The organism is Aromatoleum evansii (assembly GCF_045689615.1).
Classification (GTDB): Bacteria; Pseudomonadota; Gammaproteobacteria; order Burkholderiales; family Rhodocyclaceae; genus Aromatoleum; species Aromatoleum evansii.
Genome location: NZ_CP141259.1, coordinates 4057184 through 4081334, shown reverse-complemented (window position 1 = coordinate 4081334; position 24151 = coordinate 4057184). Strand labels below are relative to the sequence as shown.

The following is a 24151-nucleotide window of genomic DNA, read 5'->3' as shown; positions in this document are numbered from 1 at the left end:
GATGTCACGTGCCATCAAGATCTTCCAGGGCCGGTTCGGCCGTGTCGCGCTGCTCGAGATGGACAAGCCGCTGGTGCCGCATGCCCATCACCATTGCCATGCGCTGATCAAGATCAGCGGGCCCGACACCTTCTTTTCGGTGCGGGGCGAATTGCAGCCGCTGACGGCGGAAACGGTGGTGCTGGTCAACGCCTGGGAGCCGCATGCCTATGCCTGTCACCGGCCGGAAGTCGGCAATACGGTGCTGCTCGGCCTGTACATCGAACCGAGTTGGCTGGCCGAAATCCAGCGACAGCTGACGGTCAGTGCGCACCCGCATTTCTTTCCGCATCCGTGCGTGGCCGTTTCGCCCCAAGCGCGCAAGCTCGCCGATGAGCTCGCCGGCGAGATGCTCGTGTCCGAAAGCATTCCTGTGGCGCGCCTCGAGTCGCAGCTGTTCGAACTGATGATCAGCGTTATCGACCGGAATTCCGAGTGGCGCAATTTCGGCGAGTTGCTGCGCGCGACGCGCGGACAGGCGATCGACCCGCGGATACGGCGGGCGATAGCCCTGATGCGCGACAACATCGGGATCACGCTCGACATGGACCAGCTCGCGGCACAGTGCGGTCTGTCGCGCGCGCACTTCTTCGCGCTGTTCCGCCGCAGCACCAACCTCACTCCGAACGTGTACGCGAACGTGCTGCGCATGGAGGCGGCCATCCGTAACCTGACGTCCAGCAGCGCCTCGCTCGCCGACATCTCGCTCGATATCGGTTTCTCGGCGCAGGCGCATTTCACGCGCTTCTTCCGTGAGCACCTGGGCACCACGCCGAGCGAATACCGCCGGGTCGTGGACGTCATCGATCCGGTCGTCGAAAACCACGTGTGACGGCAGGCGCGGCGCCGGGCGTTCACTGCTCCGGCAATCAAAATCAGACTCCACGGTAAATCCTGAGACTGCGCGGTAAGGGTCGCCGCGCGCTCCTCCCCTATTGTTCGGCCACGTCCCGGCACTGCCCGGGAAAACGGCAAAGCGCCCGCCGAGGCGCGGGACACGGAGGAGAGACATGGACAGGCAGACCTGCTGTTTGCGGCGCGTGCGTGTGCGCCGGAGTTGTGCGAGCCGCTGCGCGGGGTGCGCGCGATGAAGCGCGAAGATCCGGTCGTGGCGATGGCGCAGGACGCGCCGTTCGTCGGGCGTCCGCTCGAACGCGTCGAGGATGCGGCGCTGCTGACGGGGCGCGGGCGCTACGGTGACGATCTCGGCATCAAGCCGGGGACCTTGCATGCCGCGGTGCTGCGCTCGCCGCATGGGCACGCGATCCTGAAAGGCATCGACACGACGGCCGCCGAGGCGGCGCGCGGCGTGCGCGCGGTGCTCATCGGCGAGGACGTGCGCCGCTGGTCGCAGTCCTTCGTCGTCGGTGTCAAGGAGCCGATGGAACACTGGTCGCTCGCGGTCGATCGCGTGCGCTACGTCGGCGAACCGGTCGCGGTGGTCGTCGCTGAAGATCGCTACCTCGCCGAGGATGCGGTCGACCTGATCCGTGTTGACTACGAGCCCCTGCCGGCTGTCGTCGAGATCGAGACGGCGATCGCCGCCGATGCGCCGGTGTTGCATCCCGCGGTGGGCACGAACATCGTCAGCGACCGCAGCTTCCGCTACGGCGACCCGGAGGCCGCCTTCGCGGATGCGCCGCATCGCGTGTCGCTGACCGTGCATTACCCGCGCAACTCCTGCACGCCGATGGAGGGCGGGGTGGTCATCGCCGAGCACCTACCGGGCGACGAGGGCTACGAGGTCACGTCGAACTTCATGGGGCCGTTCTCGTTGCACGCGGTGATCGCGCTCGCGCTGAAGGTGCCGGGGGCGCGCCTGCGCCACAAGGTGCCGCGCGATTCGGGCGGCAGCTTCGGCGTGAAGCAGAGCGTGTTCCCGTACGTCGTGCTGATGTGCCTCGCCTCGCGCAAGGCCGGCGCGCCGGTGAAGTGGGTCGAGGACCGCCTCGAGCATCTCGCGGGGGCGACGTCGGCGACCGGGCGGCTGGCGACGATCGAGGCAGCGGTCGAGTCCGACGGACGCATCACGGCGCTTTCCTTCGACCAGTTCGATGATGTCGGCGGCTACCTCCGCGCGCCCGAGCCCGCGACCTTCTACCGCATGCACGGCTGCCTGACCGGCGCCTATGCGGTGCGCAACCTGCGGGTGCGCAACCGCGTGGTGCTGACGAACAAGACGCCCGCGGGCCTCGTGCGCGGCTTCGGCGGTCCGCAGGTGTATTTCGCGCTGGAGCGGCTGGTGCAGCGCATCTCGGTGGTGCTCGGGCTCGATCCGCTGGATGTCTATCGCCGGAATTTCGTGCCGCCGCAGGCGTTTCCGTACCGGGCGGCGGCCGGTGCGCTGCTCGATTCCGGCGACTATCCGGCGGCGCTCGCGCTGGCGGTGCGGGAAGGCGGCTTCGCCGAGCTGCAGCAGCGACGCGACGCGGCGCGGGCCGAGGGGCGGCTCTACGGCATCGGCTTCGCGGCGATCGTCGAGCCCTCGATCTCGAACATGGGCTACATCACGACGGTGCTCACCGCGGTGCAGCGTGCGAAGGCGGGGCCGAAGAACGGCGCGATCGCGAGCGCGACGGTGAGCATCGACCTGCTCGGCAGCGTCAGCGTCGTCGTCGCCTCCGCCCCGGCGGGGCAGGGTCACATGACGGTGTGCGCGCAGGTCGTCGCCGACGCCTTCGGCCTGCGCCCCGAACAGATCGTCACCAACGTCGATTTCGATACGCAGAAGGATGCGTGGTCGGTCGCGGCCGGCAACTACTCCAGCCGCTTCGCCGGCGCGGTCGCGGGGACCGTCCATCTGGCGGCGGTGAAGCTGCGTGACAAGCTCGCGCGGATTGCGGCGCACCAGTTCGGCCTCGCCGCAGACGAGATCGCGTTTGCGGGAGGCAAGGTCTTCCCGCGCAGTGCGCCCGAGCGTGCGATTCCCTTCGCACGTGCAGCGAGCAGCGCACACTGGGCGCCCGCGCTGCTGCCGGAAGGCGAGACGCTGGGCCTGCGCGAGACCGTGTTCTGGAGCCCGGAGCCGCTCGCCGCGCCCGACGCCGAGGACCATGTCAACACCTCCGCGGCCTACGGCTTCGCCTTCGACATCTGCGCCGTGGAAGTCGATCGGGCCACGGGACGGGTGCGCATCGACCGTTACGTCACCGCGCACGACGCCGGCAAGATCCTCAATCCGGCGCTCGCCGACGGCCAGATCCGCGGTGCGTTTGCGCAGGGGCTGGGTGCGGCGCTGATGGAGGAGTTCCGCTACGCCGACGATGGCGGCTTCCTGTCGGGCACCTTCGCGGATTACCTGGTGCCGACGACCTGCGAGGTGCCCGACCCGGTGATCCTGCACATGGAGACGCCGTCGCCCTTCACGCCGCTGGGTGCGAAGGGGCTCGGCGAAGGCAACAACATGAGCACGCCGGCCTGCGTCGCCAACGCGGTCGCCGATGCGCTTTCGACGCTGGGCGACATTTCCGACCTGCGCTTGCCGCTGACGCCGGCGAAGGTCATGGCGCTGATCGGTTTCGACGATCCGGCGCCCTCGAAGCCGCGCGAGCGGGCGCCCGAGCCCGCGGCGGCCGCGGGCGGCGGACGCGCGCTGACCGCGACCGGAACGACGGAGATCGGCGCGTCGCCCGAGGCGGTGTTCCGCGTGCTGCTCGACCCGGCGGCGCTGACGAAGGTGATCCCGGGCTGTCATGCGCTGCAGCCGATCGGCGAGAACCGCTACCGCGCCGATGTGACGGTCGGTGTCGGTCTCGTGAAGGCGCGCTACGAGGCGGAGATCTCGCTTTCCGAACTGGATCCGCCACGCTCGCTGCGCCTGACGGGCGCGGGCCTGTCTGCGCTGGGCAGCGCGCGCGGCAGTGGTCGCGTCACGCTCGAAGCGATCCCGAACGGCACGCGCCTTTCCTACGACTACCGCGCGGAGGTGAGCGGCAAGGTCGCCGCGGTCGGCAGCCGCATGCTGGAAGGCGCGGCGCGCGTCGTGCTGGGCCAGCTCTTCGAACAACTCGGACGGCAGGCGGGCGGGGCGGCCCCGAAGCCCGTTTCGTGGTGGGACCGCCTGTTGAGACTCCTGGGGGTGAACAAATGAAACCCGCTTCCTTCGAATACATCCGCATCGACTCCGCCGCGGAAGCCTGCGCACAGCTCGCCGAGCATGGCGAAGATGCACGCATCCTCGCAGGCGGGCAGTCGCTGGTGACGGTGCTCAACATGCGCCTCGCGCAACCGCAGCGGCTGCTCGACATCTCGCGCGCCAAGGCGCTCGACTACGTGCGCATCGATGGCGGCAAGCTGGTGATCGGCGCGTCGGCCACGCAGGCGAGCGTCGAGTGGCGTCCGGGGCTGGCCAAAGAGGTGCCGCTGCTCGCGCTCGCGTTCCCGAACATCTCGCATTTCCAGATCCGCAACCGCGGCACCGTGTGCGGTTCGGTCGCGCACGCCGATCCGAGCGCCGAGCTGCCGTTGTGCCTCGCGCTGCTCGATGGCGAGGTCGTGCTGCGCTCGCGTCGTGGTGCGCGGGTGCTGAAGGCCGGAGCGTTCTTCCAAGGGATGCTGATGACCGCGCGTCAGCCGGACGAGCTCGTCGAGGAAGTGCGCTATCCGCTCGCGAGCCCCGGCACCGCTTACGCCTTCGAGGAGTTCTCCTCGCGGCACGGCGACTTCGCGATCGTCGCGTGCGCCGCGGCGGTGAATGGCGACGGCATCCGCTTCGCAGTCGGCGGCGTCGCCGACCGGCCGCGTGTGCTGGCGCTGCCGCGACTGGCGGACAACGCGCTCGACGACGCCCTCAACGACTTCGCGTGGGAGCTGGAAGCGCGCGACGACCCGCATGCGAGCGCTGCCTACCGCCGCCACCTCGTACGCCAGATCGGCCGCCGCGTAATCGAGCAGGCCGGCCGCGCCATTCCCTCTGGAGGAGGACATTGACATGAAACGACTCGAACAGGAACAGCAACACCTCGTCACCGTGACCCTGAACGGCGTGAGCCGCAGCGGCCGAGCCGAGACCCGGACGCTCCTGTCGGACTTCCTGCGCCACGAACTCGGTGCGACCGGCACGCATGTCGGCTGTGAGCACGGCGTGTGCGGCGCCTGCACGGTGCGCATCGACGGCGTCGCGGTGCGCGCGTGCCTGACGCTCGCGGTGCAGGTCGACGGCCGCCGCGTCGACACCGTCGAGGGACTGGCGGACCGCGACGGGATGCTGAACGACCTGCAACAGGCTTTTCGCCGCAACCACGCGCTGCAATGCGGTTTCTGTACCGCGGGAATCCTGAATTCGTGCACGGATTTCCTCGAACGGGTGCCGATGCCGACCGAACAACAGGTCCGGGACATGTTGTCCGGCCATCTCTGCCGGTGCACCGGCTACACGCCGATCGTCGCGGCCGTTCTCGAAGTCGCCGCGGCACGGCAGATCCAACCAGAGGAGACAATCGATGCTTGATCTAGGGCGTACCTTCCTGCAGAGCGTGGAGCGCAGCCCCGACGCGGTTGCCGTCGTGGATGGGCCGCTGCGGCTCACCTACGCGCAGTGGCACGGACGCGTCCAGGCGGTGGCCGGGGGGCTTCGCGCGCTCGGTGTGGGCCACGGCGACCACCTGCTGGTGGTCCTGCAGAACCGTTGGGAAATGACGACGCTGCACTGGGCCTGCCAGTTCCTGGGGGTGATCGTCACGCCGCTGAACTGGCGTGCCAAGCCGGACGAAATCGACTACTGCCTCGCCGATTCGGGCGCAAAGGCGCTCGTGTTCGAGCCCGCCGCGGCCGAGGCAGTGGCGGCGTCGAGCGGCGCGGGCGGGCTGCTGCGCATCGGCGTGCAGCACGCCGAAGGGGCATCGGTCGCGTTCGAGTCGCTGCTCGAAGGTCCCGCGCTTGGCGTCGGGCCGCAGGCCGGTGCCGACGATGTTTCGCTGATGCTGTACACCTCGGGCACGACCGGCAAGCCGAAGGGCGTTCCGCGCCGTCACCGCCAGGAGCGTGCCGCGGCGCTCGCCCATGTCGCGCAGAACCTCTATCGCCGCGGCGAATGCACGCTCGGCGTGATGCCGATGTACCACACGATGGGTGTGCGTTCGCTGCTGTCGATGGCGCTGATCGACGGACGTTTCGTGTGCATGCCGAAGTTCGACGCCGGCACCGCGCTCGCGCTGATCGAGGCGGAACGGGTCAGCAACCTCTACCTCGTGCCGACGCTGTACCACGACATGCTCGCGCATCCCGATTTCGCACGCCGCAACATCTCCACCGTCAGGAAGCTCGGCTTCGCCGGCGCGCCGATGCACGACGCCTTGCTGATGCGGCTTGACGAGGCCTTCCGCCCGGAATTGTTCGTCAATCACTACGGCAGCTCGGAGGTGTACACCTTCGCGATCAACCAGGACGCCCGGGCCAAGCCCGGCTGTGCCGGCCGCGCGGCTTTGAACGCCCGCATCCGCGTCGTCGCGCTCGGGGCCGACAGCCCCGACGCGCTCGCGGCGCCGTTCGAGGAAGGGCAGATCATCACCGACCTCGCCGGCGACGAAGCCTTCGAGGGCTACTGGAAGCGCCCCGACGCGGACGCCAAGTCGCTCAAGCACGGCTGGTACTTCACCGGCGACACAGGCTATTTCGACGCCGACGGCGATCTCTTCGTAAGCGGTCGCGTCGATGACATGATCATCAGCGGCGGCGAGAACATCTCGCCCGTGGATATCGAATCCGTGCTCTCGCTGCATCCGGGCGTCGACGAGGTCGCCGTCGCGGGCCTGCAGGACGAGCGCTGGGGCCAGCGTGTCGTGGCCTTCATCAAGCGCAAGCAGGAGATCGGCGCCGAGGCGCTCGACCAGTACTGCCGCGCGACCGATCTCGCGAATTTCAAGCGTCCGCGCGACTACGTCTTCGTGCGCGAGATCCCCAAGTCACCCGTCGGCAAGATCCTGCGACGCAAGCTCGTCGCCGGCGACTACGAAATCGACGCCACGGCCACGCTCGACTGAGCCGCCAAGCGGCCATCCGGCACTACCACATCAACCGAGGAGCACACCATGACGACCCTGAACCACCCCGCCCAGGAACTGCTGTCCCGGCTCGACGGCTTCCGCGTCGAGATCGACGCCGACCGCAAGCGTGCCGACATCATTCTCGACCGTCCGCCGTTCAACATCATCGCGATGGCCCAGCGCGACCAGCTGCGCGCCGTGTTCGAGGCGCTCGACGAGGATCCGCGCGTGCGCGTGATCGTGCTGCGCAGTATCGGCGAGCATTTTTCGAGCGGCGGCGATATCAAGGGCTTTCTCGAGGCGACGCCGGAGCACGTGTCGAAGCTCGCGTGGAACATCGCGGCGCCTGCCCGTTGCTCCAAGCCCGTCATCGCCGCGAACCGCGGCTACTGCTTCGGCGTCGGCTTCGAGATCTCGCTCGCGTGCGACTTCCGCATCGCCAGCGAGACGACGCTGTACGCGCTGCCCGAGCAGAAGCTCGGCCAGATCCCCGGGTCGGGCGGCTCCGCGCGCCTGCAGAAGATGGTCGGGGTGGGCCGCACCAAGGACATCGTGATGCGCTCGCGCCGCATCCCCGGCAAGCAGGCCTGCGACTGGGGCGTGGCCGTGGCGTGCGTGGCGGACGCCGAACTCGAAGCCGCGACTGATGCGCTCGTCGCCGAACTCGTCGAGTTCTCGCCGCTCGCGCAGCGCACCGCGAAGAAGCTTCTCAATGACACCGAGGACGCACCGCTGGCGATCGCGATCGAGCTCGAAGGGCATTGCTACAGCCGCCTGCGCAGCTCCGAAGACTTCCGCGAGGGCGTCGAAGCCTTCCACGCCAAGCGCAAGCCGAACTTCACGGGGCGCTGACGATGGCGGCGACACCGATCTGGCACGAGCCCTGGACTACCGCGGATCTCGCCGGACTCACGCGCGGCACGCTGGTAGAGCATCTCGGCATCGAGTTCGTCGAGATTGCGCCGGATGCGCTGCGGGCGCGCATGCCGGTGCGTGCGCAGACCGCGCAGCGGCTCGGCTTCCTGCACGGCGGCGCCTCGGTGGCGCTTGCGGAGACAGTCGGCAGCCTGGCGAGCCAGATGTGCATCGACCGCGAGCGCTTTGCCAGTGTCGGCCTCGACATCAACGCCAACCATCTGCGCGCGGTGCCCCAGGGGCAGGACGTGATCGCCACCGCCCGGCCGTTGCACCTCGGGCGCCAGACCCATGTCTGGGAAATCCGCATTGAAACAGGGGAGGGCAAGCTCGCGTGCATCGCGCGGCTGACGACCAGCGTCATTCCGCGCACGACATAGGCAAGGACCAAGCCAAGCATGTGCGCCCGATAGAGGCGCACGCAATGACAACATCTACATTCAAAGGCAGACAAATGGCGGAGACAATCACCTGCAAGGCAGTCGAGGGGCTGCCGTCCGAGAGCGCGGCTGCGGCCGTTCCGGCGCGCAAGGCACTGATGGCCGGATTCGCATCGACCTTCGGCTGGGCGCTGGACTTGTTCGACCTGTTCATCCTGTTGTACGTCGCGCCGATCATCGGCAGGCTGTTCTTCCCCTCCGACCAGCCGACGCTGTCACTGGCGGCGGTGTACGCCTCGTTCGCGGTGGCGTTGCTGGTGCGGCCGCTGGGTTCGGCGATCTTCGGTACCTACGCCGACCGGCATGGACGCAAGGGGGCCCTGACGATCGCAATGGTCGGTGTCGGCCTGAGTACCGCCGCGTTCGGTCTGTTGCCGACCATCCAGCAGGCCGGTGTGATCGCGCCGCTCCTGTTCCTTTCGCTGCGCGTCGTGCAGGGGATCTTCGTCGGCGGCATCGTGGCGTCAACGCACACGATCGGCACCGAATCGATCGCGCCGCAGCACCGCGGCCTGATGTCCGGGCTCGTTGGCAGCGGCGGTGCCGGCATGGGCGCCTTGCTCGCGTCCAGCGTGTATTTCGTGTTGTCGCAGGTCTTTCCCGGCGACGAGTTCGACCAGATCGGCTGGCGCGTCATGTTCTTCTCCGGCCTGGTGAGCACGGTGTTCGGCCTGGCGATGTACCGCTTCCTCGATGAGACGCCCGCGTTCAAGCAGATGAAGGCGGCACGCGAGCGCCAGGGCAAGCACGTTGACCAAGTATCGCCGTTGCGCAGGCTGTTTACCGGTGAATATCGCAACGTGCTGCTGGTGAATCTGCTCATCACGTTCGGCGGCGGGGCGACCTACTACATCACCGCAGGCTATTTGCCGACGCTGCTGAAGATGGTCGCCGGCGTGACGCACGCGGATTCCTCCCGCATCCTGATGATCGGCTCGGTCGGCACCATCGCCGGTGCGCTGATATTCGGCGCACTGAGTGACCGGATCGGACGCAAGAGGACTTTCTACATCCTCGGGTGCATGAGCCTGGTGATGCTGCCCTATCTGTTCACGGCGATCGCGCAGCCGGCCGAACTTGGCGCGATCACTGCGATGGCGTGCGGCATCTCGCTCCTGGGGGGGGCGATCATCGCGCCGGTGCTGATCTTCCTCAACGAGCGCTTCCCGACCACCCTGCGCGCTTCGGGCACGGGGCTGTCGTGGAACATCGGCTTTGCGCTGGGCGGCCTGATGCCGACTCTGGTATCGCTCGTGAGCGCGACGCCGCAGGACATCCCGCGGGTGCTGGCGATCACGTCGGCCGTGCTGGCGGTCGTGTATCTGATCGGCGCCAAGGTCGTGCCGGAAACGCAGAACAAGTTCGACTGAGAGGAGTGCGGCGATGAAGGAGATGCACGAAATCGTCGCCGCCTGGCACGCCCGCGTGCGGGTGCCGGGCGGCAGCGAGGCGGTACTGGCGACCGTGGTCAAGGTGGAAGGGTCGTCCTATCGTCGCGCCGGAGCCCGCATGCTCATCTTCGCCGATGGCCGTAGCGTCGGCACGATCAGCGGCGGCTGCCTCGAAAGCCACGTCATCAAGCGCGCGTGGTGGCTCACCGGGGCCACGGGGGCAACCGTGTGCCGCTACGACACGACCGCGGACGAGGACGCGCAATGGGCCTTCGGGCTCGGCTGCAACGGCGTCGTCCACGTGCTGCTCGAAAGGTTGTCTGGCGGCCGCAACGATGCGCAGCTGGAGGCGCTGCGCGTCGTGCGCGACGAGATGCGGCCGGCTGCCACGGCGGTCGTGATCGACGCGCGGGATTGTGCGGTCGGCATTGGCGAGCGCATGGTGATGTTTCCCGACGGCCGCTGCGAAGGACAGTTCGGCGATGCTGCGCTGGGCAAACCCATCGCGCGCGATCTCGCGCTCGTCCTGCACGAGCGCAGCTCGCAGCATCTTCGCTATCCCGTGGATGGCGGCGAGGTGGAGGTCTTCCTCGAATGCGTTTCGCCGCCGCCGAGGCTCGTCGTCTTCGGGGCCGGGCACGATGCCGTGCCGGTCGTGCACTTCGCGAAGCAGCTCGGTTGGCATGTGACGGTGGCCGACGGACGCGCGCATTACGCCCGGCGCGAGCGCTTTCCGGATGCCGACGAGGTGCGCGTCACGAACCCCGACAACCCGCTCGACGGCTGCGGTGTGACGGCCGATGTGGCGGTCGTGGTCATGACGCATAGCGTGGATCAGGATCGCGAACTGCTGCGCCGCCTGCTGCGCAAGCCGCCCCGTTACGTCGGACAACTGGGGCCGCGGTCACGCACTGCGCGTCTGCTCGGGGAAATCGGCTCAGCGGGGGCGGACGAGGGGGCGTTGTTCGTCGATGCCCTGCATTACCCGATCGGTCTCGACATCGGTGCCGACAACCCCGAGGAGATCGCGCTGGCGATCGTTGGCGAGATTCGCGCGGTATTTGCCGGACGCCTGGGGACGAAACTGCGTCACCGGAGCGGCGAATCCATCCACGTCGATGGAGGCGAGCGTCGCCGAAAGCGGGAAACGATTGACGTTACGCTCATTGCCGCCTGACGGAGGAACAGCGTTGCCGACCCGCACAAGGCACCCCGCCCATATGCGGCACTTGTGCGTGCCGAAGCCTTCCGCGCCTACTGCTGCGCGCGGAAGCGGTAGCCCTGGAAGTCGAGCACGACGCCGTCCTTGCCGGCGCTGGTGAGCGTCAGGCCGGGCGCGACTTCCTCGCCTTCCTGCACCAGCCGGTCGTTGATCACGACCATGCGCTTGTCCGAATCCGGTGCCGCCGCGAAGCCGGAGATGTCGAGGCGCGGCAGGCTGCCGCGTACCGCGGGCGGCAGTTCGTGGATGTTCAGGATGCGGCCGTCCGATGCCTTGCGGGTCGGTGCCGATGCCGCAGGCGTCGCTGTGGCGATGCGGGTGGCGGACAGAGCAGGGGGTGTGCTCCTGGCGACCGGCGCAGGGCGTTCTGATGCCGGCGGATCGCGGCGTGTCGTCGGGACCGGGGGCGCGGTTTTCGCCGCTTGGGGTGCGGCGGCAGGCCGAGGTTCGGGTGCGAGCGCTGCGAGCGCTGCGAGCGCCGGCGGTGCGGCGGGAGCGGTAACCGCCGGCGGAGCAGGGGGCGGAGCGGGCTGGAGGGCCACCGCTTGCGGCGCCGCCGGTGCAGCGAGGGCGACGCTTCGGGCGGCTTCCGCTTGGACGTTCCGCGTCGCCTGCGGCGGGGTTGTGGCCGGCTGCGGTTCCGCCGCCTGCCACGGGCGCCACCAGCCCAGAACCGCCGCCGCGAGGGCGAGCGCGAAACTGGCCGCAAGGTAGGGCGGGCGGCGCGTGGTCAGGTGAGCTGTCGCGCTCGGCGTCGTCTCGGGTAGCGTGTTCAGGTCCGGCACCTTGCCGCGATGGCGCGCGTGCTCGGATTTCTGCAGGGCTTCGAGGATGTAGGACATGCTTATTGGGCCTGCTTCGTCAGGACGGGCGTGCCGGGGTCGGACAGGGCGGCGAGGCGCACGACGGTGAGCGGGCCGACCACGCCGTCTTCGGGCAAGCCGGTGCTGCGCTGGAAGGCGCGCATGCGCTCCTCGATGCGCGCGGTGTAGGCGCTTGGGGATGCCTCGGGTTCCGTGAGCCCCTCCCAGCGCGCGAGCTGGCGCACTACCCACACGACATCGTTGCCGCGCATGCCGGTGCCGACCGTGCGGTGCCATCCGGGCGGTGTCCGCCACAGCAGCGTGTAGTTGCCGTGCCATTGCCGCTGCAGGGTGTCGAGCGATACGTCGTGCGTGTCGCCGGCGAAGGCGATGCGGGCGCGCTCGCCGTCGATCCCGAGCAGCGTGGCGAGGAAGTTCGGTCCGTCCGCCTGGCGCAGTTCGACGATGGCCGGCGCGTTCATCGCCCGAAGCTCGTCGAGACCGCCTTCGCGCCGCAGGCAGCCGAGATCGCGGCGTGCGGCGAGGCGGCAGGCGTCGTCGATGCCCAACAGCCGCGCGTCCAGCCCCCACAGGGCGAACAGGCTGCGTACGGCCATCACCTCGTGCAGCCAGTGCTCTTCCGGTTTCGGCCAGGCGATCGGGTTCTCCTGCGTTGTTGCGGCCGCTTCGGCTGCGACGGCGACAGGTTCAGCGTCGGCCTCCGCACTGCCCGGGTCCGAGGCCTTGGCGACCGGCGTGGCGGCGGGCGGCGCAGGCTCGGGTACTGCAGGGGCCGCCGCGACGGGTGCCGTCGTTCCCGTCGCCGGAACCGCAAGGCCGTAATGCCAGGCGGCGGCCGCGCCGCCTGCGAGCGCGATGCCGAGCGCGGAAGCGAGCGCGATGCGCCGTGCCGCGGATGCCCGTGGCACCGAGCCCAGCACTTCACCCGCCGCCTTGTCGAGCGTGCTGCGTGCGACGCTCGTCTTGCCTTCGACGTAGGCGCCGAGCAGCGCCCGGTCGCAGATCACGTTGATGAGGCGTGGCGTGCCGCCGCTCAGGCGGTAGAGGCGGTCGATCACCGCGTCGGGAAAGAGCCGCTGCTGCCCGCCGGCGACCGCGAGGCGGTGATTCACGTAGGCGCCCACCTCCTGCCGCGACAGCGGTTCCAGGTGGTAGCGCGCGACGATGCGCTGCGCGAGCTGGCGCAGTTCCGGTTGCGCGAGGCGCTCGCGCAGCTCGGGCTGGCCCAGCAGGATGATCTGCAGCAGCTTGCGCTCGTTCGTCTCGAGGTTGGTCAGCAGGCGCAGCTGCTCCAGTACTTCGTTCGACAGGTTCTGCGCCTCGTCGACGATCAGCACCGTCTTGCGCCCGCGCGCATTCGCGTCCAGCAGGTGGCGGTTGATGCGGTCCACCAGCACCTTCACCGAGTGCTCGGCGCCGGCGACCGGCACATGCAGCTCGTCGCACAGCGTCGCCAGCAGTTCCAGCGTGTCGAGCTTGGGATTGAGGATGAAGGCGATGTCGCAGCCGTCCGGCACCTGCTCCAGCAGGCAGCGGCAGATCGTCGTCTTGCCCGTGCCGACTTCGCCCGTGAGCAGCACGAAGCCGCCGTCGACGCGCAGCCCGTACAGCAGGTGCGCGAGCGCCTCGCGATGACGTTCACTCATGAAGAGGTAGCGCGGATCGGGCGCGATCGAGAAGGGCGCCGCGGAAAACCCGAAATACTCGTTGTACATGCGTGCGTCTCGTCTCCGCCGGAGCGGCCTGGCGTCGTTGCAGGGAATCCGGAGTGCGCGCTGCGGCGCGACGCTAGTGTCACATTAGCGGGGCATCGGGCGCAAACGGCCCGGGCGTGTCGTCATGCAGTGGTGTGCGGTGTTTAACGCGGCGGAGACGCCTATCATTCCCGATGCGGCGCTGCGCGATGTGCGCGTGCCGCAATCCCGGCGCCCCTCGCTTCCACCGGAGTCCCGCATGACCGAAGTCACCGGAATCGACCACATCTACCTCGCCGTGTCCGACCTGGGCGCGTCCGAGCGCTTCTACGACCGCGTGCTGATCGAGGCGCTGGGGTTTCGCAAGAATCGCTTCACGCTGGCGGGCGATCCGCACGTCCAGTACTACAACCGGCATTTCGGATTCGTGCTGCGGCCCGCGCGCGTGGCGGCGAAGCACGAGCCGTATGCGCCGGTACTGCATCACTTCTGCCTGCGCGTGGATTCGGAGGCGGATGTGCGCGCGGTGGCGGAGAAATTGCGCGCGCTCGGCGTTGATGCATCGGAGGCGAGGCTTTACCCGGACTACGCGCCGGACTATGTGGCGACCTTCTTCGAGGATCCCGACGGCGTGCGCCTGGAGGTGACGAATTACCGCCAGGAGCGGCGCGAACGTCACGACCGCTGGGAGAGCCCGCAGAGTTAGGCGCAGCATCGGCGCTGCCCGGGATGCATGCCGGACATGCAGAATGCGGGCGGCTTGGTGCAGAATTGCCCGTCGCGGGCACGGACGGTCCGTTCCGTTGCGCGCGCCCCTCGTTCAACTTACCGCGAGTCTTATGGCCATCACCCGCATTCACCTTGCCGCAGCGACCGCTGCGACCTTTGCCGCGATCATTCTCGTCGGGACCGTGATCCGTTTTACCCTCGGGGGGGATGCCCTCGTGCTGAGCTTCCGCTTCGCGCAGCCCCTGACCTGGGTCATGGGGCTAACCGGAGTCATCGTTGCATGGGGGCTGCTGAAGCACTATCGCTGGGCGTGGTGGCTCGGCATGGCGGCGGCGGCCTACGAGCTGTACCGCGTCGGGAGCGTGCTGGTCGAGAATGTCAGCTTCACGCGTCCGCCCGCCTTTTGGCCGCTGCTCATCGCCGTGCTGATGCTGACCTTCCTCGTGCTGGCCTTCCCGTCCCACGTGCGCGCATCCTGCAGCCGCTGAGCTGCCGTCGTGCGGCCTCGCGGCAACCCGATTGGCATCGCGGCAGGAAAATGTGCTGAGCCGGCAAAGCCGATGGTATGAGCTATATTCTGGAGGTTAGTACAAACGTATTCCGGGGGAGGGCGCGGGCATGCTGCATCTCCGTTTCTTCCTGTCCTCACCGGGGGATGTCGCCGACGAGCGCACCTTCGCGCAGCAGGTGATCGAGCAGGAGCTGCCGAAGGACCCCTTGCTGCGCGGCCAGATCACCTGCGAGGCGATGCGCTGGGACGACCCGGCCGCGCCCGTGTCGATGCCCGCGACGCTCAGCCCGCAGGACGCGGTCAATCGCGGGCTGGCGAAGCCGTCGGAATGCGACGCCGTCATCGTCATCCTGTGGTCGCGGCTCGGCACGCGGCTGCCCGATACCTGCACCCGGCCCGACGGCAGCCCGTATCTGTCCGGCACCGAATGGGAGTACGAGGATGCGCTGGCGGCCCGGCCGCCGCCCTGCATCCTCGTCTATCACCGCAAGGGCAAGCCCGATTTCGGTGATCCGGACGATCCGGATTTCGACGAGCGGGTGCAGCAGTTCCGCCGGGTAAAGGCGTTCTTCGAGCGATTTCGCAACCCGGATGGTTCGCTGAAGGGGAGCTACGCGGAATACGAGACGCCGCAGGAATTCCGCGACCGCCTGCGGCTCGATCTGCGCGCTTTCGTGGAACAGCAACTCGCCGCGCGGAAGATGGATGTGCGCGCAACCCGGATCAAGGCGCCGCCTCCGTACGGCCGCATCGTCAAGGCCCTGAATTCGGGCATGGTCGTGCCGATCATCGGCACCGGCATCAGCCACTCCGGGCGCCCGGTCGATGCGCGCTGGAATCCGCAGGAGCCCAAGTTCCTGCCCAGCGGCGCGGAGCTGTCGCTGTTTCTCGCGGACGACACGGAGTTCCCGTCGGAGAAGGAGCGCGATCAGCTCGCCGAGGTCGCGTCGTACTACGAGGCCTTCCACACGCGCGACGCGCTGCACGAGCGCCTGCGCCAGATCCTCGCGCCGCAGGCGCTTGGCGGGGTCGCCATTCCTTCCTTGTATGGCTTCCTGGCGGGGGTGTCCCGCCCGCTGCTGATCATCACGAGCAACTACGACACGTTGATCGAGCAGGCCTTCCGCGCCGCACAGCGGCCGTATGACCTGGTCGTGTATTCCGAGCTGAAGGATCTCGGCAACGCCGTCCTGTGGTGGCCGCACGGGGCGACCCAGCCGCAGACGCCGGCGCCCAACGAGCTGTATATCGACCTCGATACGACCACCGTGATCTTCAAGATGCACGGCTCGATCCTGCCCGAGACGTCCGAATGGGACAGCTTCGTGATCACCGAATCGGACTACGTCGAGCTGCTGTCGCGCATCGCCAGCAAGTCGGCGATCCCGGCGCTGTTCGCCACGCATTGCCGCGACCGCAACCTGCTGTTTCTCGGTTACAGCCTGCGCGACTGGAGCTTCCGCACGATCCTGCAGAGCCTCAATCGTTTCTTCGCCAAGCGGGCGGCCGCGTCGGGTGACGACGAGATCCAGTCCTGGGCCATCGACGACCAGTTCTCGGAACTCGAGCTCAAGTTCTGGCAGAAGCGCGGGGTCTACCCCTATGAGGTGACGATAGACGAGTTCGTCAGCACCCTGCGCACGAGGATGACGCCGTGAGCGCGGACAGCGACGAACGGGTGCGCTGTCCCTACGTGGGCTTGCAGCCCTTCGAGGAGCGCGACCACGAGTTCTTCTTCGGCCGCGAGCGCGACCAGCACGTCATCATTTCCAATCTGCTCTCCTCGCCGCTGACGATTCTTTACGGCGCGAGCGGCGTCGGCAAGAGTTCGGTGCTGATGGCGGGGGTGATTCCGCAGTTGCGTCGCGAGCGGCCGAAGACGCCCGTCGTGGTCTTCCGCAACTGGGTGGACCGCGACTTCCAGTCTGCGCTCAAGCGGGCCTGCATCGACGCCGTGTGGGCACAGCATGCGGACCAGCCGAAACCGGCGGAGTCGCTGCCCTTCGACGAAGTGCTGCGCGCCTGCGGCGAGGCGGCCCACGGGCCGGTCCTGGTGCTGTTCGACCAGTTCGAGGAGTACTTCCTCTACCACCCCAAGTCCACCGACCCGAACTCCTTCGAGGCGCAGTTCGCACGCGCGGTGAATCGCGACGACGTCGATGTCGGATTTCTCATCGCATTGCGCGACGACAGCCTCTCCAAGCTCGACCGCTTCCAGGAGCGCATCCACAACCTGATGAGCAACCGCCTGCGGCTGAATCATCTCGATACGGCCGGGGCCGCCGTCGCGATCCGCAAGCCGCTCGAGGTGTGGAACGCCAGGCTGGCGCCGGGGCAGCCGCACGTCGACATCGAGGAGGGGTTGATCGACGAGCTGCTGCGTCAGGTGCGCATCGGCGAAGTGTCGGCGGGCCGTCACGGCGGCAGCGGCGGCAGGCAGGCGGAGGATGGCTACATCGAGGCGCCCTTCCTGCAGCTCGTGATGGTGCGGCTGTGGGAGGAGGAGCGCGAGGCGCAGTCCTGCCTGCTGCGTCGGGCGACGCTGGACCGCCTGAAGGGCGCGAACGAGATCGTCCGCACGCACCTCGACAACGCGATGGCCCGACTGGACGAGACCAGCCAGGCGGTGTGCGCCAGTTTCTTCGATCGCCTCGTCACCCCGACCGGGAGCAAGGTGGCCTGCAGCGCGGCTGACCTCACCAGTTGGGCGGGCGAGCTGGCGCCCAGCGTGCCCGACGTGCTGGCGGCGCTCACCGATGCGCGCAACCGCATCCTGCGCACCGTGGCCGTGCCCGACCGTCCGGACGCGACGCGCTACGAGGTGTTCCACGACGTGCTCGCCCCGGCGATTCTCGACTGGCGCCGCCGCTACGTCGCGGACCAGGGGCGCGCCGTAGAGGTCAGGAAGGCGCGTGAAGAGGCCGCGAAGCGCGCGCTGCGCCAGTGGCTGTTCGCATTGGGCGCGATGGCCGGCGCCGCAATCACCGGCTGGATCTATGCGTCGTGGGAGGAGCGGCGCTCCGAGGCGAACCAGAAGGCGGCGGAATCGATCTCCATCGCGCCCTTCGACGCCGGGCGTGCGCTCGACCTCGCACTCGAGGCGGTCGAGGCGACGGCACCCTTCGGTATGCCGCCGACCTTCGCCGCCCGGCTCGGCCTGGCGCCGACGGCCGCCGCGGAGGACGCCCTGCGCCAGGCGATGCAGGCCTCCCGCCTGGTGTGGACCCTGCCGGTGAGCAAGCGGTCGGTGTCGGACCTCGCTTTCAGCCCCGACGGCCGGCGGCTCGCCACGGCGGACCAGGAGAAGATGGTCAAGCTGTGGAACATCACCGAGGGTCGCCCGCAAGCGCCCGTGGCTTCATTTCCCCACGACAAGTGGGTGCGCAATGTCGCCTTCCTGCCCGCGGGCGACCGGCTCGTGACGTCGGCAGATGAAAAGGCCTATCTGTGGGCGCTCGATGCGCCGCAGACGCCGCTCCGCACATTCGAGCACGGCAGCCCGATCTACAGCGCCTTCGCCGTCAGCCAGGACGGCCGGCGCCTGGCGACGGGCGGCGATGGCGAGCGCAAGGGGCGCGTGATCAAGGTGTGGGATCTCGATGGCGAAGCAGGCGAAACCGTGCCGCTCACCACGCTGGATGCGGGCGGCGCGTGGGTCATGGGGTTGGCCTTCAGCCCGGACGGCTGCTGCCTCGCGACCGCCTGCGTGGAGCGGGGCGACGGGGCCCGGACCGCCGCCGGGATGTGGAGCCTGAAGACGGGCGCCGAGATCCTGCGGTTACCGCTCACCGAGGCGAGCGATGCGGTGGCGTTCACGCAGGGCGGCAAGGCCCTGGTCACCGCGAGCCGCGACGCCTGGGTGCGCGTGTGGGAGCCCGCCGGCGAGACGCTCGACCAACTGCTTGGCCGGGTGGGCGGCTCGAACCCGCCGCCGGGCGCCGAGCTGTCACAGCATCCGGACTGGAGTGTGCGCATTCTCGCCGGTCACGGCGACCGGGTGCGGGATGTCGCCGTGAGCCCGGACGGCCGCTACATCGCAAGTTCGGCCGGGGACTCCACGGCGAGGATCTGGGACGGCGAAACCGGCGAAAACCTGTTGACGCTGGGCGGCCACACCTCCTTCGTCGAGGCGGTCAAGTTCAGTCCGGACGGTCGCAATGTGGCCACCGCGAGTCGCGACGGGACGGTGAAGTTCTGGAACATCGAGGGGCACTTCAAGACCGTGACCAGCCTCGCATTCAACGCCGACGGACGCCTGCTCGTGACCGGCAGCAGCGATCGCACGGCCAGGATATGGGACCTGTCCGGCGGCTCGCCGACCCTGGTCCATGCGTTGCGCGGCCACACCGGCCAGGTGTTCCGTGTCGCCTTCGCGCCCGGGGGAATGCAGGTCGCCACGGCGGGGCTGGACAACACGGTCAGGCTCTGGGACGTGGCGACCGGCGCCCAGACGGCGATGCTGCAGAAGCACAAGGACCAACTGCGAGGGTTGGCGTTCAGCCCCGACGGCAAGCGGCTCGCGAGCTCGGGCGCCGACGGCTACGCGTGGCTGTATGAGCTGGATGGCGCCGGTTTCCCCGCCGTGGGCGTGTCGCACGCCGGCAAGAGCGTCGTCCAGGCGTCGTCGGTCGCCTTCCACCCGAAGGAAGAACGGTTTGCGACCAGCGGCTACGACGGCAAGCTCAGGCTGTGGGATTTTTCGGCGCAGAACGTGGGCACGATCGAGCTGTCGGAAACGGCGCGTGCATCCGGGACGCGGATCGCCGAGCTCGCCTTCAGCCCCGACGGCACCCATGTCGCCGCGGTCGTGCAGCGCCGGGTGTACCTGTGGCCGGTCAGCGCCTTCGCCGTGCCGGGCGCGGAACCAGCCGCCACCTTCACCATCGACGGCGTTCGTTATTGCTCTGCGATCGCGTACAGCCACGACGGCCGGCAGCTTGCCGTCGCGTGCAACGATGCCGGCGTGCGGATCTTCGACATGGATGGGCTCGAACTCGCGAAGACCATCACCGTGCACAAGAACGACGTGCGCGACCTCGCCTTCAGCCCGGACGGGACCCGTCTGGCGACGGCCAGCAGCGACAAGACCTTCCACGTGTCCCTGCTGCGCTTCGACGAGCTCTACGCTGCGGCGACGCGACTCCGGCGAGAGACCGGGGATGGCGAGGAATAGCGGCCCGAATTCGGCATCCCGATCGCGCCGTGGAGCGCTGCCCGACGCGCGACGCACGGGGGTGCCCAATTCCCATGATCCGAGCATGGTAGAACCCGCCATGAAGGCCGTGTATGCTTTTTGGATCGCTCGGCGGTTCGAATCCCGTATCCGTGAGGTCCCGGTGCAGACGCAGGAATCCGGCCGCGCTCGAGTTGGCGGATGACCATTGTTTCGCAGAGGGGCAAGATGTTCCTACTCGACAAGCTGTTCGGCAGATTCAAGGGGGCTGCGCCGGCCGCGGCGGCAGCCGGGGAATCATCCGGGGAAGTGCCGGTCCAGGTGCCGGCCAGTCCGCCGACGGGGGCCGCGGCGCCGGGCACCCAGATCCGGCACGATCCGGGCCTGGTCCCCGCGCTGATGCGGGATCACGTGGCCCTGCTGGAGATTCATTCGGCCATCGCTGCCGCCCTCGACGGTGGGCGGCTCGATGTCGTGCGGAGCCGGCTGGACGAGTTCCGAGCCGCGCTGATGGATCACCTGCTCAAGGAAAACGTCCGGCTCTATGTCTATCTGGAGCATTTCCTGCGGGGGGACGCAGTCAGTCACCGCATGATGCGCGAGTTCCGACACGAGATGGACGTCATTGGCCGCGCCGTGGTCGACTTCCTGGGGAAGTACAAGGAGCTGGGGCAGCACCCGGAACTCGCGGGGCCTTTCCGGCAGGATCTCGCCGCGATCGGCAAAGCCTTGGTAAGCCGCATCCGGCGGGAGGAGGAGATCCTCTATCCGATGTACCTTCCTGCGGCGTGAGGCCCCTCTCGTCAGCCTGGATCGATTCGTACTCGAGGAGTGGCTATGAAGCTGATCGGCATGCTCGATTCACCCTACGTCCGCCGCGTCGCGGTTTCCCTGCAACTGCTGGGGCTGCGCTTCGAACATCAGTCCTTGTCGGTGTTCCGCACCTTCGACCAGTTCCGCCAGATCAATCCTGTCGTCAAGGCGCCGACCTTCATCTGCGATGATGGCGAGGTGCTGATGGATTCCACGCTGATTCTGGAGTACGCGGAAGCCCTTGCGCGACCCGCACGCAGCCTGATGCCCGCGTCCCTCCCGGAACTGCAGCACGCGCTGCGCGTGATCGGACTCGCGCTGGCGGCGTGCGAGAAGAGCGTGCAGATCATCTACGAGCGGGGCCAGCGTCCGCCCGAGAAACAGCACGGACCGTGGGTCGAGCGCGTGTCGGGACAGTTGCTCGCTGCCTTCGCTGCATTGGAGCAGGAGTTGAAGCGGCGGCCGCTCGCGGCCACGAGCGAAACGATCGACCAGGCGGGCGTGACGACGGCGATCGCGTGGCACTTCGCGCAGCAGATGGTGTCGGACGTCGTGCCGCTCGCGGATTTTCCGACCCTCGCGGCGTACTCGGCTCAGGCTGAAACCTTGCCCGAGTTCCGCGCCGCGCCTCACGGGGCTGGAATCTACCAGGCGCGCGACGCGGTGTGAATCGGATCGCATCGGTTCAATCTCGGTCACGGGAGATCAGGCGATGATCTACAAGGGGAGCTGCCACTGCGGCCGGATCGCCTTCGAAGTCGAAGGCGAACTCACGCAGGTCATGGATTGCAACTGCTCGATCTGCACGCGCAAGGGGGTGCTGATGTGGTTCGTTCCGCGCGACAAGCTGCGCCTGCTGACGCCGGAGGAGAACATGAGCACCTACACGTTCAACACGCACACGATCAAGCATCGCTTCTGCCCGACCTGCGGCATCCACCCCTTCGGCGAAGGCACGGATCCGCAGGGGCACGCGATGGCGGCGATCAACGTGCGCTGCCTCGAAGGCGTGAAGCTTGCCTCGCTGCCGGTGAAGCATTTCGACGGGCGCTCGCGATAATCGGCTTGCCCGTCGGCGTTCTTCAGCGGATCGTGCCGTTGAGCAGGAGGTAGCCGGGCAGCCAGCCGGTGAAGATGCCCTGGACGATGGCGGTCCACGCGGTGACGCGGGTGAGGGGCTTCTGCAGCGCGAGGAGCAGGAAGAACAGCAGCCACAGCACGCTCCAGGCGGCCCACGAGGCGCCGAGCCACAGGTCCCAGCCGGTGTGCGCGCCGGCAAGCGTGTCGATGGCGACGGGGACGGCGGTGATGGCGACAAACAGGCTGAACCAGCCCAGCCCACGGCCGTCGGCGCCATTGTGGCGGTTGATGGCGACCCACAGGTAGGTGAAGGAGAACAGCAGCGAGAAGGCAGCGGCCTTGATCGAGGCGGCGTCGGCGCCTTCGCCGAAGGCGAGCTTGAGCGCGACGAGCAGGGTGATGCCGCCGGCGAAGAAGTTGATCACGGGGATTTCGCGGTCGCCGATGCGGCCGAGCATCCACAGGCCGTTGAGGATGAGTACTGCGCCGACGTAGAAGAGGGCAAGGCCGAGAAGCATGGTGGAGAGTAAGGTTGGGGGTTGTGAACGGTGCCGCTAATCCGCCGGGGCCGCACGGGGTATTCGCTCTGCGGCTGCGGAACTCGCGGTACAGCGCGCTTCCGCGCTGTCCGCTCAGACAGTCCTCGCCGCGCCGCGAACACCCCGTACGTCCCCGGCTGCGTCGGGAAGTGCTCGACGGCACTGATTGCGGGCCTTAGCGATCCAGATCGATCAGCACAGTTTCGGCGAGTGTCACTTCGTCGCAGTTGTGGCCGTTGCCTGCGCGGTCGATGACAACGAAGTCCGAGACGCCGTCCAGCGCGAGGAGCGGATGATGCCACACGCCGCGCGCATAGTTGACGCCCTGGTCGCCGCGCGCGATGAAGGCGCGCAGGTCCCGTGCCGTCGGCGGGGCGCCCGCGGGGGCGACGACGACGAGGTAGGGTCGGCCCGACATCGGCACGAAGGCCTGGCTGCCGAGCGGGTGGCGTTCCATCATCTCCACCGCGAAGGGCAGGGCGCGAGGCTCGCCACGGAAGATCGACACGATGGCGTGCCCGTCCGGGCCGGGGTCGATCTTCGCGAGGTCGTGGTAGCGCATCGTGTTGCCGCCGTTGATCGGGAACTGCCGCACCGCGTCGCCGGCCTCGATGACGTCGCCGAAGGGCGCGAAGGCCTCGGGCGTCAGCGGCTCGGCGACGATGTGCCGTGACGCCGGCACCTCCGCCCGCAAGGGCAGTGCGTTCATCGCGCCACCTTGCCCCACAGCCGCAGGCGCGAGACGCCGCCGTCCGGGATGATGTTGAGGCGGACGTGGGTGACGGGGCCAATTTTGGCGATCTGCTCGGTGAAGGCGTGGATCGCGTCCATCGACAACTTCTGTTCGGGCAGCAGCACGGGCCAGAACATGCTCTGGGTGATCAACGACTGGTCGGTGCCGCCCTCGACGAAGGCGGCCTGGATGGAGCAGCGGTCGGGGTAGTTGCCCTTGAAGTGGGCGGTGTCGACCTCGATCTTCTCGATGGTGCCGGCGGCGCCGAGCTGCAGGATGCACCAGTCGTTGCCGGGCTCGCGGCGGCGGCGGGTTTCCCAGCCGTCGCCCATGTTGATGCCGCGCCCGGGCAGGATCAGGTTGGAAGCAGTGCCGAAGTGGGCGTCGTTCCACGCGACCGGGCGACCGCCGTTCTCCAGCGCGACCAGGTCGACGAGCGCATCGCCCGTTCCTTCGAACACGCCCACCGGCTGGCCATACACGCGCAGGCGGGCGATGCCGCCGTCGGGGTAGATGTTCACACGCAGGTGGGTGAAGGCGGCGTCGGAGTTCGCGCGCAGCAGGTGATGGCTGTTGCCGGAGAGCGAGGTCGAGGGCAGGATCTCGACCCACTTCGCGTCCTTCAAGGCGGCGGTGTCGTCGGTGTCGCACACGGTGGCCTCGATCGACACGGCCGGGGCGTAGTTGCCGGTGAAGTGGCTGGTGTCGACGTCGAAACCGCGGATCGTGCCCTTGCGGCCCAGTTTGACGAAGCACCAGTCGTGGCCGGTGCTGCGCTTGCGGCGGGTCTCCCAGCCGTCCATCCATTTGCCGTTGTCGTCGTACTTGCCGGGGATGAACTGAGCGGGTTCGGGGTTGAGCATGCGGGAGACTTCGGCGAAGAAGTCGTCGGAGGCATACAGCGCCTTGGCGCCGATGCGCGGGTTGGCGAGGTCGACCGAACGCAGGGCCCAGTCGGGCAGGACGGCGGGTTCGGCGATGCGGATGCTGCCGGTGTTGTGACTCATGGTGTGTTCCTTGTCGGGGTTGGGGTATGCGGTGCTCCCGCCGTGCGGGCCGGGAGCA

21 protein-coding genes are annotated in these 24151 nt (G+C 68.3%); 16 read left to right on the top strand and 5 right to left on the bottom strand.

The genetic code is table 11. The annotated features are described in order from the left end of the window. Position 1 precedes the first annotated feature (1 nt). The 9 genes from U5817_RS19075 to U5817_RS19035 all read left to right on the top strand — a co-directional run bounded on the left by U5817_RS19075 (position 2) and on the right by U5817_RS19035 (position 10945). On the top strand, positions 2-871 hold the full coding sequence (locus tag U5817_RS19075; protein ID WP_169130564.1) for an AraC family transcriptional regulator: 870 nt from the start codon (positions 2-4) through the stop codon (positions 869-871). 255 nt (positions 872-1126) lie between these two features. Beyond that, positions 1127-4129 carry a xanthine dehydrogenase family protein molybdopterin-binding subunit gene (locus U5817_RS19070; protein ID WP_407278449.1) on the top strand — a complete coding sequence of 1001 codons (3003 nt, stop codon included), beginning with the start codon at positions 1127-1129 and terminating at the stop codon, positions 4127-4129. Continuing rightward, positions 4126-4968, top strand: coding sequence for an FAD binding domain-containing protein (locus U5817_RS19065; RefSeq protein WP_407278448.1), 843 nt, complete (start codon positions 4126-4128; stop codon positions 4966-4968). Before U5817_RS19070 ends, U5817_RS19065 begins: the two co-directional genes overlap by 4 nt. A gap of 1 nt (position 4969) precedes the next feature. Next, the gene (locus tag U5817_RS19060; protein WP_407278447.1) at positions 4970-5488 is read left to right on the top strand and encodes a (2Fe-2S)-binding protein; all 519 of its coding nucleotides are present in this window, start codon (positions 4970-4972) and stop codon (positions 5486-5488) included. Then, entirely contained in the window at positions 5481-7019 is a 1539-nt protein-coding gene (locus U5817_RS19055; RefSeq protein WP_407278446.1) for an AMP-binding protein, read from the top strand. Before U5817_RS19060 ends, U5817_RS19055 begins: the two co-directional genes overlap by 8 nt. Before the next feature lie 48 nt (positions 7020-7067). Continuing rightward, the gene (locus U5817_RS19050) at positions 7068-7874 is read left to right on the top strand and encodes an enoyl-CoA hydratase/isomerase family protein (protein WP_169130574.1); all 807 of its coding nucleotides are present in this window, start codon (positions 7068-7070) and stop codon (positions 7872-7874) included. Positions 7875-7876: 2 nt separating this feature from the next. Next, the gene (locus tag U5817_RS19045; RefSeq protein ID WP_169130576.1) at positions 7877-8317 is read left to right on the top strand and encodes a PaaI family thioesterase; all 441 of its coding nucleotides are present in this window, start codon (positions 7877-7879) and stop codon (positions 8315-8317) included. A 74-nt stretch (positions 8318-8391) separates the two neighbouring features. Continuing rightward, positions 8392-9747 (top strand): MFS transporter, encoded by a 1356-nt coding sequence (locus tag U5817_RS19040; protein ID WP_169130578.1) that lies wholly within the window; start codon positions 8392-8394, stop codon positions 9745-9747. A gap of 13 nt (positions 9748-9760) precedes the next feature. Then, positions 9761-10945, top strand: coding sequence for an XdhC family protein (locus tag U5817_RS19035; protein ID WP_169130580.1), 1185 nt, complete (start codon positions 9761-9763; stop codon positions 10943-10945). 77 nt (positions 10946-11022) lie between these two features. Here the strand turns inward: U5817_RS19035 and U5817_RS19030 are convergent, their stop codons facing one another. Beyond that, positions 11023-11832: a general secretion pathway protein GspB gene (locus U5817_RS19030; protein WP_407278445.1), complete on the bottom strand. Its 810-nt coding sequence runs from the start codon at positions 11830-11832 to the stop codon at positions 11023-11025. Positions 11833-11834: 2 nt separating this feature from the next. Continuing rightward, positions 11835-13529, bottom strand: coding sequence for an ExeA family protein (locus tag U5817_RS19025; protein WP_169130584.1), 1695 nt, complete (start codon positions 13527-13529; stop codon positions 11835-11837). Positions 13530-13767: 238 nt separating this feature from the next. Here U5817_RS19025 and U5817_RS19020 point away from each other — a divergent pair, with 238 nt between their 5' ends. The 7 genes from U5817_RS19020 to U5817_RS18990 all read left to right on the top strand — a co-directional run bounded on the left by U5817_RS19020 (position 13768) and on the right by U5817_RS18990 (position 21794). Further along, the gene (locus U5817_RS19020) at positions 13768-14214 is read left to right on the top strand and encodes a VOC family protein (RefSeq protein WP_407278444.1); all 447 of its coding nucleotides are present in this window, start codon (positions 13768-13770) and stop codon (positions 14212-14214) included. Between the two features lie 133 nt (positions 14215-14347). Continuing rightward, the gene (locus U5817_RS19015; RefSeq protein ID WP_407278443.1) at positions 14348-14725 is read left to right on the top strand and encodes a hypothetical protein; all 378 of its coding nucleotides are present in this window, start codon (positions 14348-14350) and stop codon (positions 14723-14725) included. A 130-nt stretch (positions 14726-14855) separates the two neighbouring features. Continuing rightward, complete coding sequence (locus U5817_RS19010; protein ID WP_246262355.1) at positions 14856-16406, top strand: SIR2 family protein; 1551 nt, start codon at positions 14856-14858, stop codon at positions 16404-16406. After that, positions 16403-19921 (top strand): WD40 repeat domain-containing protein, encoded by a 3519-nt coding sequence (locus tag U5817_RS19005; protein WP_407278442.1) that lies wholly within the window; start codon positions 16403-16405, stop codon positions 19919-19921. The genes U5817_RS19010 and U5817_RS19005 overlap by 4 nt, the downstream gene beginning before the upstream one ends. Before the next feature lie 201 nt (positions 19922-20122). Continuing rightward, complete coding sequence (locus U5817_RS19000; RefSeq protein ID WP_339380069.1) at positions 20123-20713, top strand: hemerythrin domain-containing protein; 591 nt, start codon at positions 20123-20125, stop codon at positions 20711-20713. Between the two features lie 45 nt (positions 20714-20758). Continuing rightward, positions 20759-21403 carry a glutathione S-transferase gene (locus U5817_RS18995; protein WP_407278441.1) on the top strand — a complete coding sequence of 215 codons (645 nt, stop codon included), beginning with the start codon at positions 20759-20761 and terminating at the stop codon, positions 21401-21403. 43 nt (positions 21404-21446) lie between these two features. Further along, positions 21447-21794: a GFA family protein gene (locus tag U5817_RS18990; RefSeq protein WP_407278440.1), complete on the top strand. Its 348-nt coding sequence runs from the start codon at positions 21447-21449 to the stop codon at positions 21792-21794. 22 nt (positions 21795-21816) lie between these two features. On the opposite strand, the gene U5817_RS18985 is transcribed toward U5817_RS18990, so the two are convergent. The 3 genes from U5817_RS18985 to alc all read right to left on the bottom strand — a co-directional run bounded on the left by U5817_RS18985 (position 21817) and on the right by alc (position 24093). Next, positions 21817-22332 carry an AmiS/UreI family transporter gene (locus U5817_RS18985; protein ID WP_407278439.1) on the bottom strand — a complete coding sequence of 172 codons (516 nt, stop codon included), beginning with the start codon at positions 22330-22332 and terminating at the stop codon, positions 21817-21819. Between the two features lie 196 nt (positions 22333-22528). Beyond that, positions 22529-23062, bottom strand: coding sequence for an ureidoglycolate lyase (locus U5817_RS18980; RefSeq protein ID WP_407278438.1), 534 nt, complete (start codon positions 23060-23062; stop codon positions 22529-22531). Then, a complete protein-coding gene (gene alc / locus U5817_RS18975; RefSeq protein ID WP_407278437.1) occupies positions 23059-24093 on the bottom strand; it encodes an allantoicase in 1035 nt (344 codons plus the stop codon). Before alc ends, U5817_RS18980 begins: the two co-directional genes overlap by 4 nt. Positions 24094-24151: the final 58 nt, after the last annotated feature.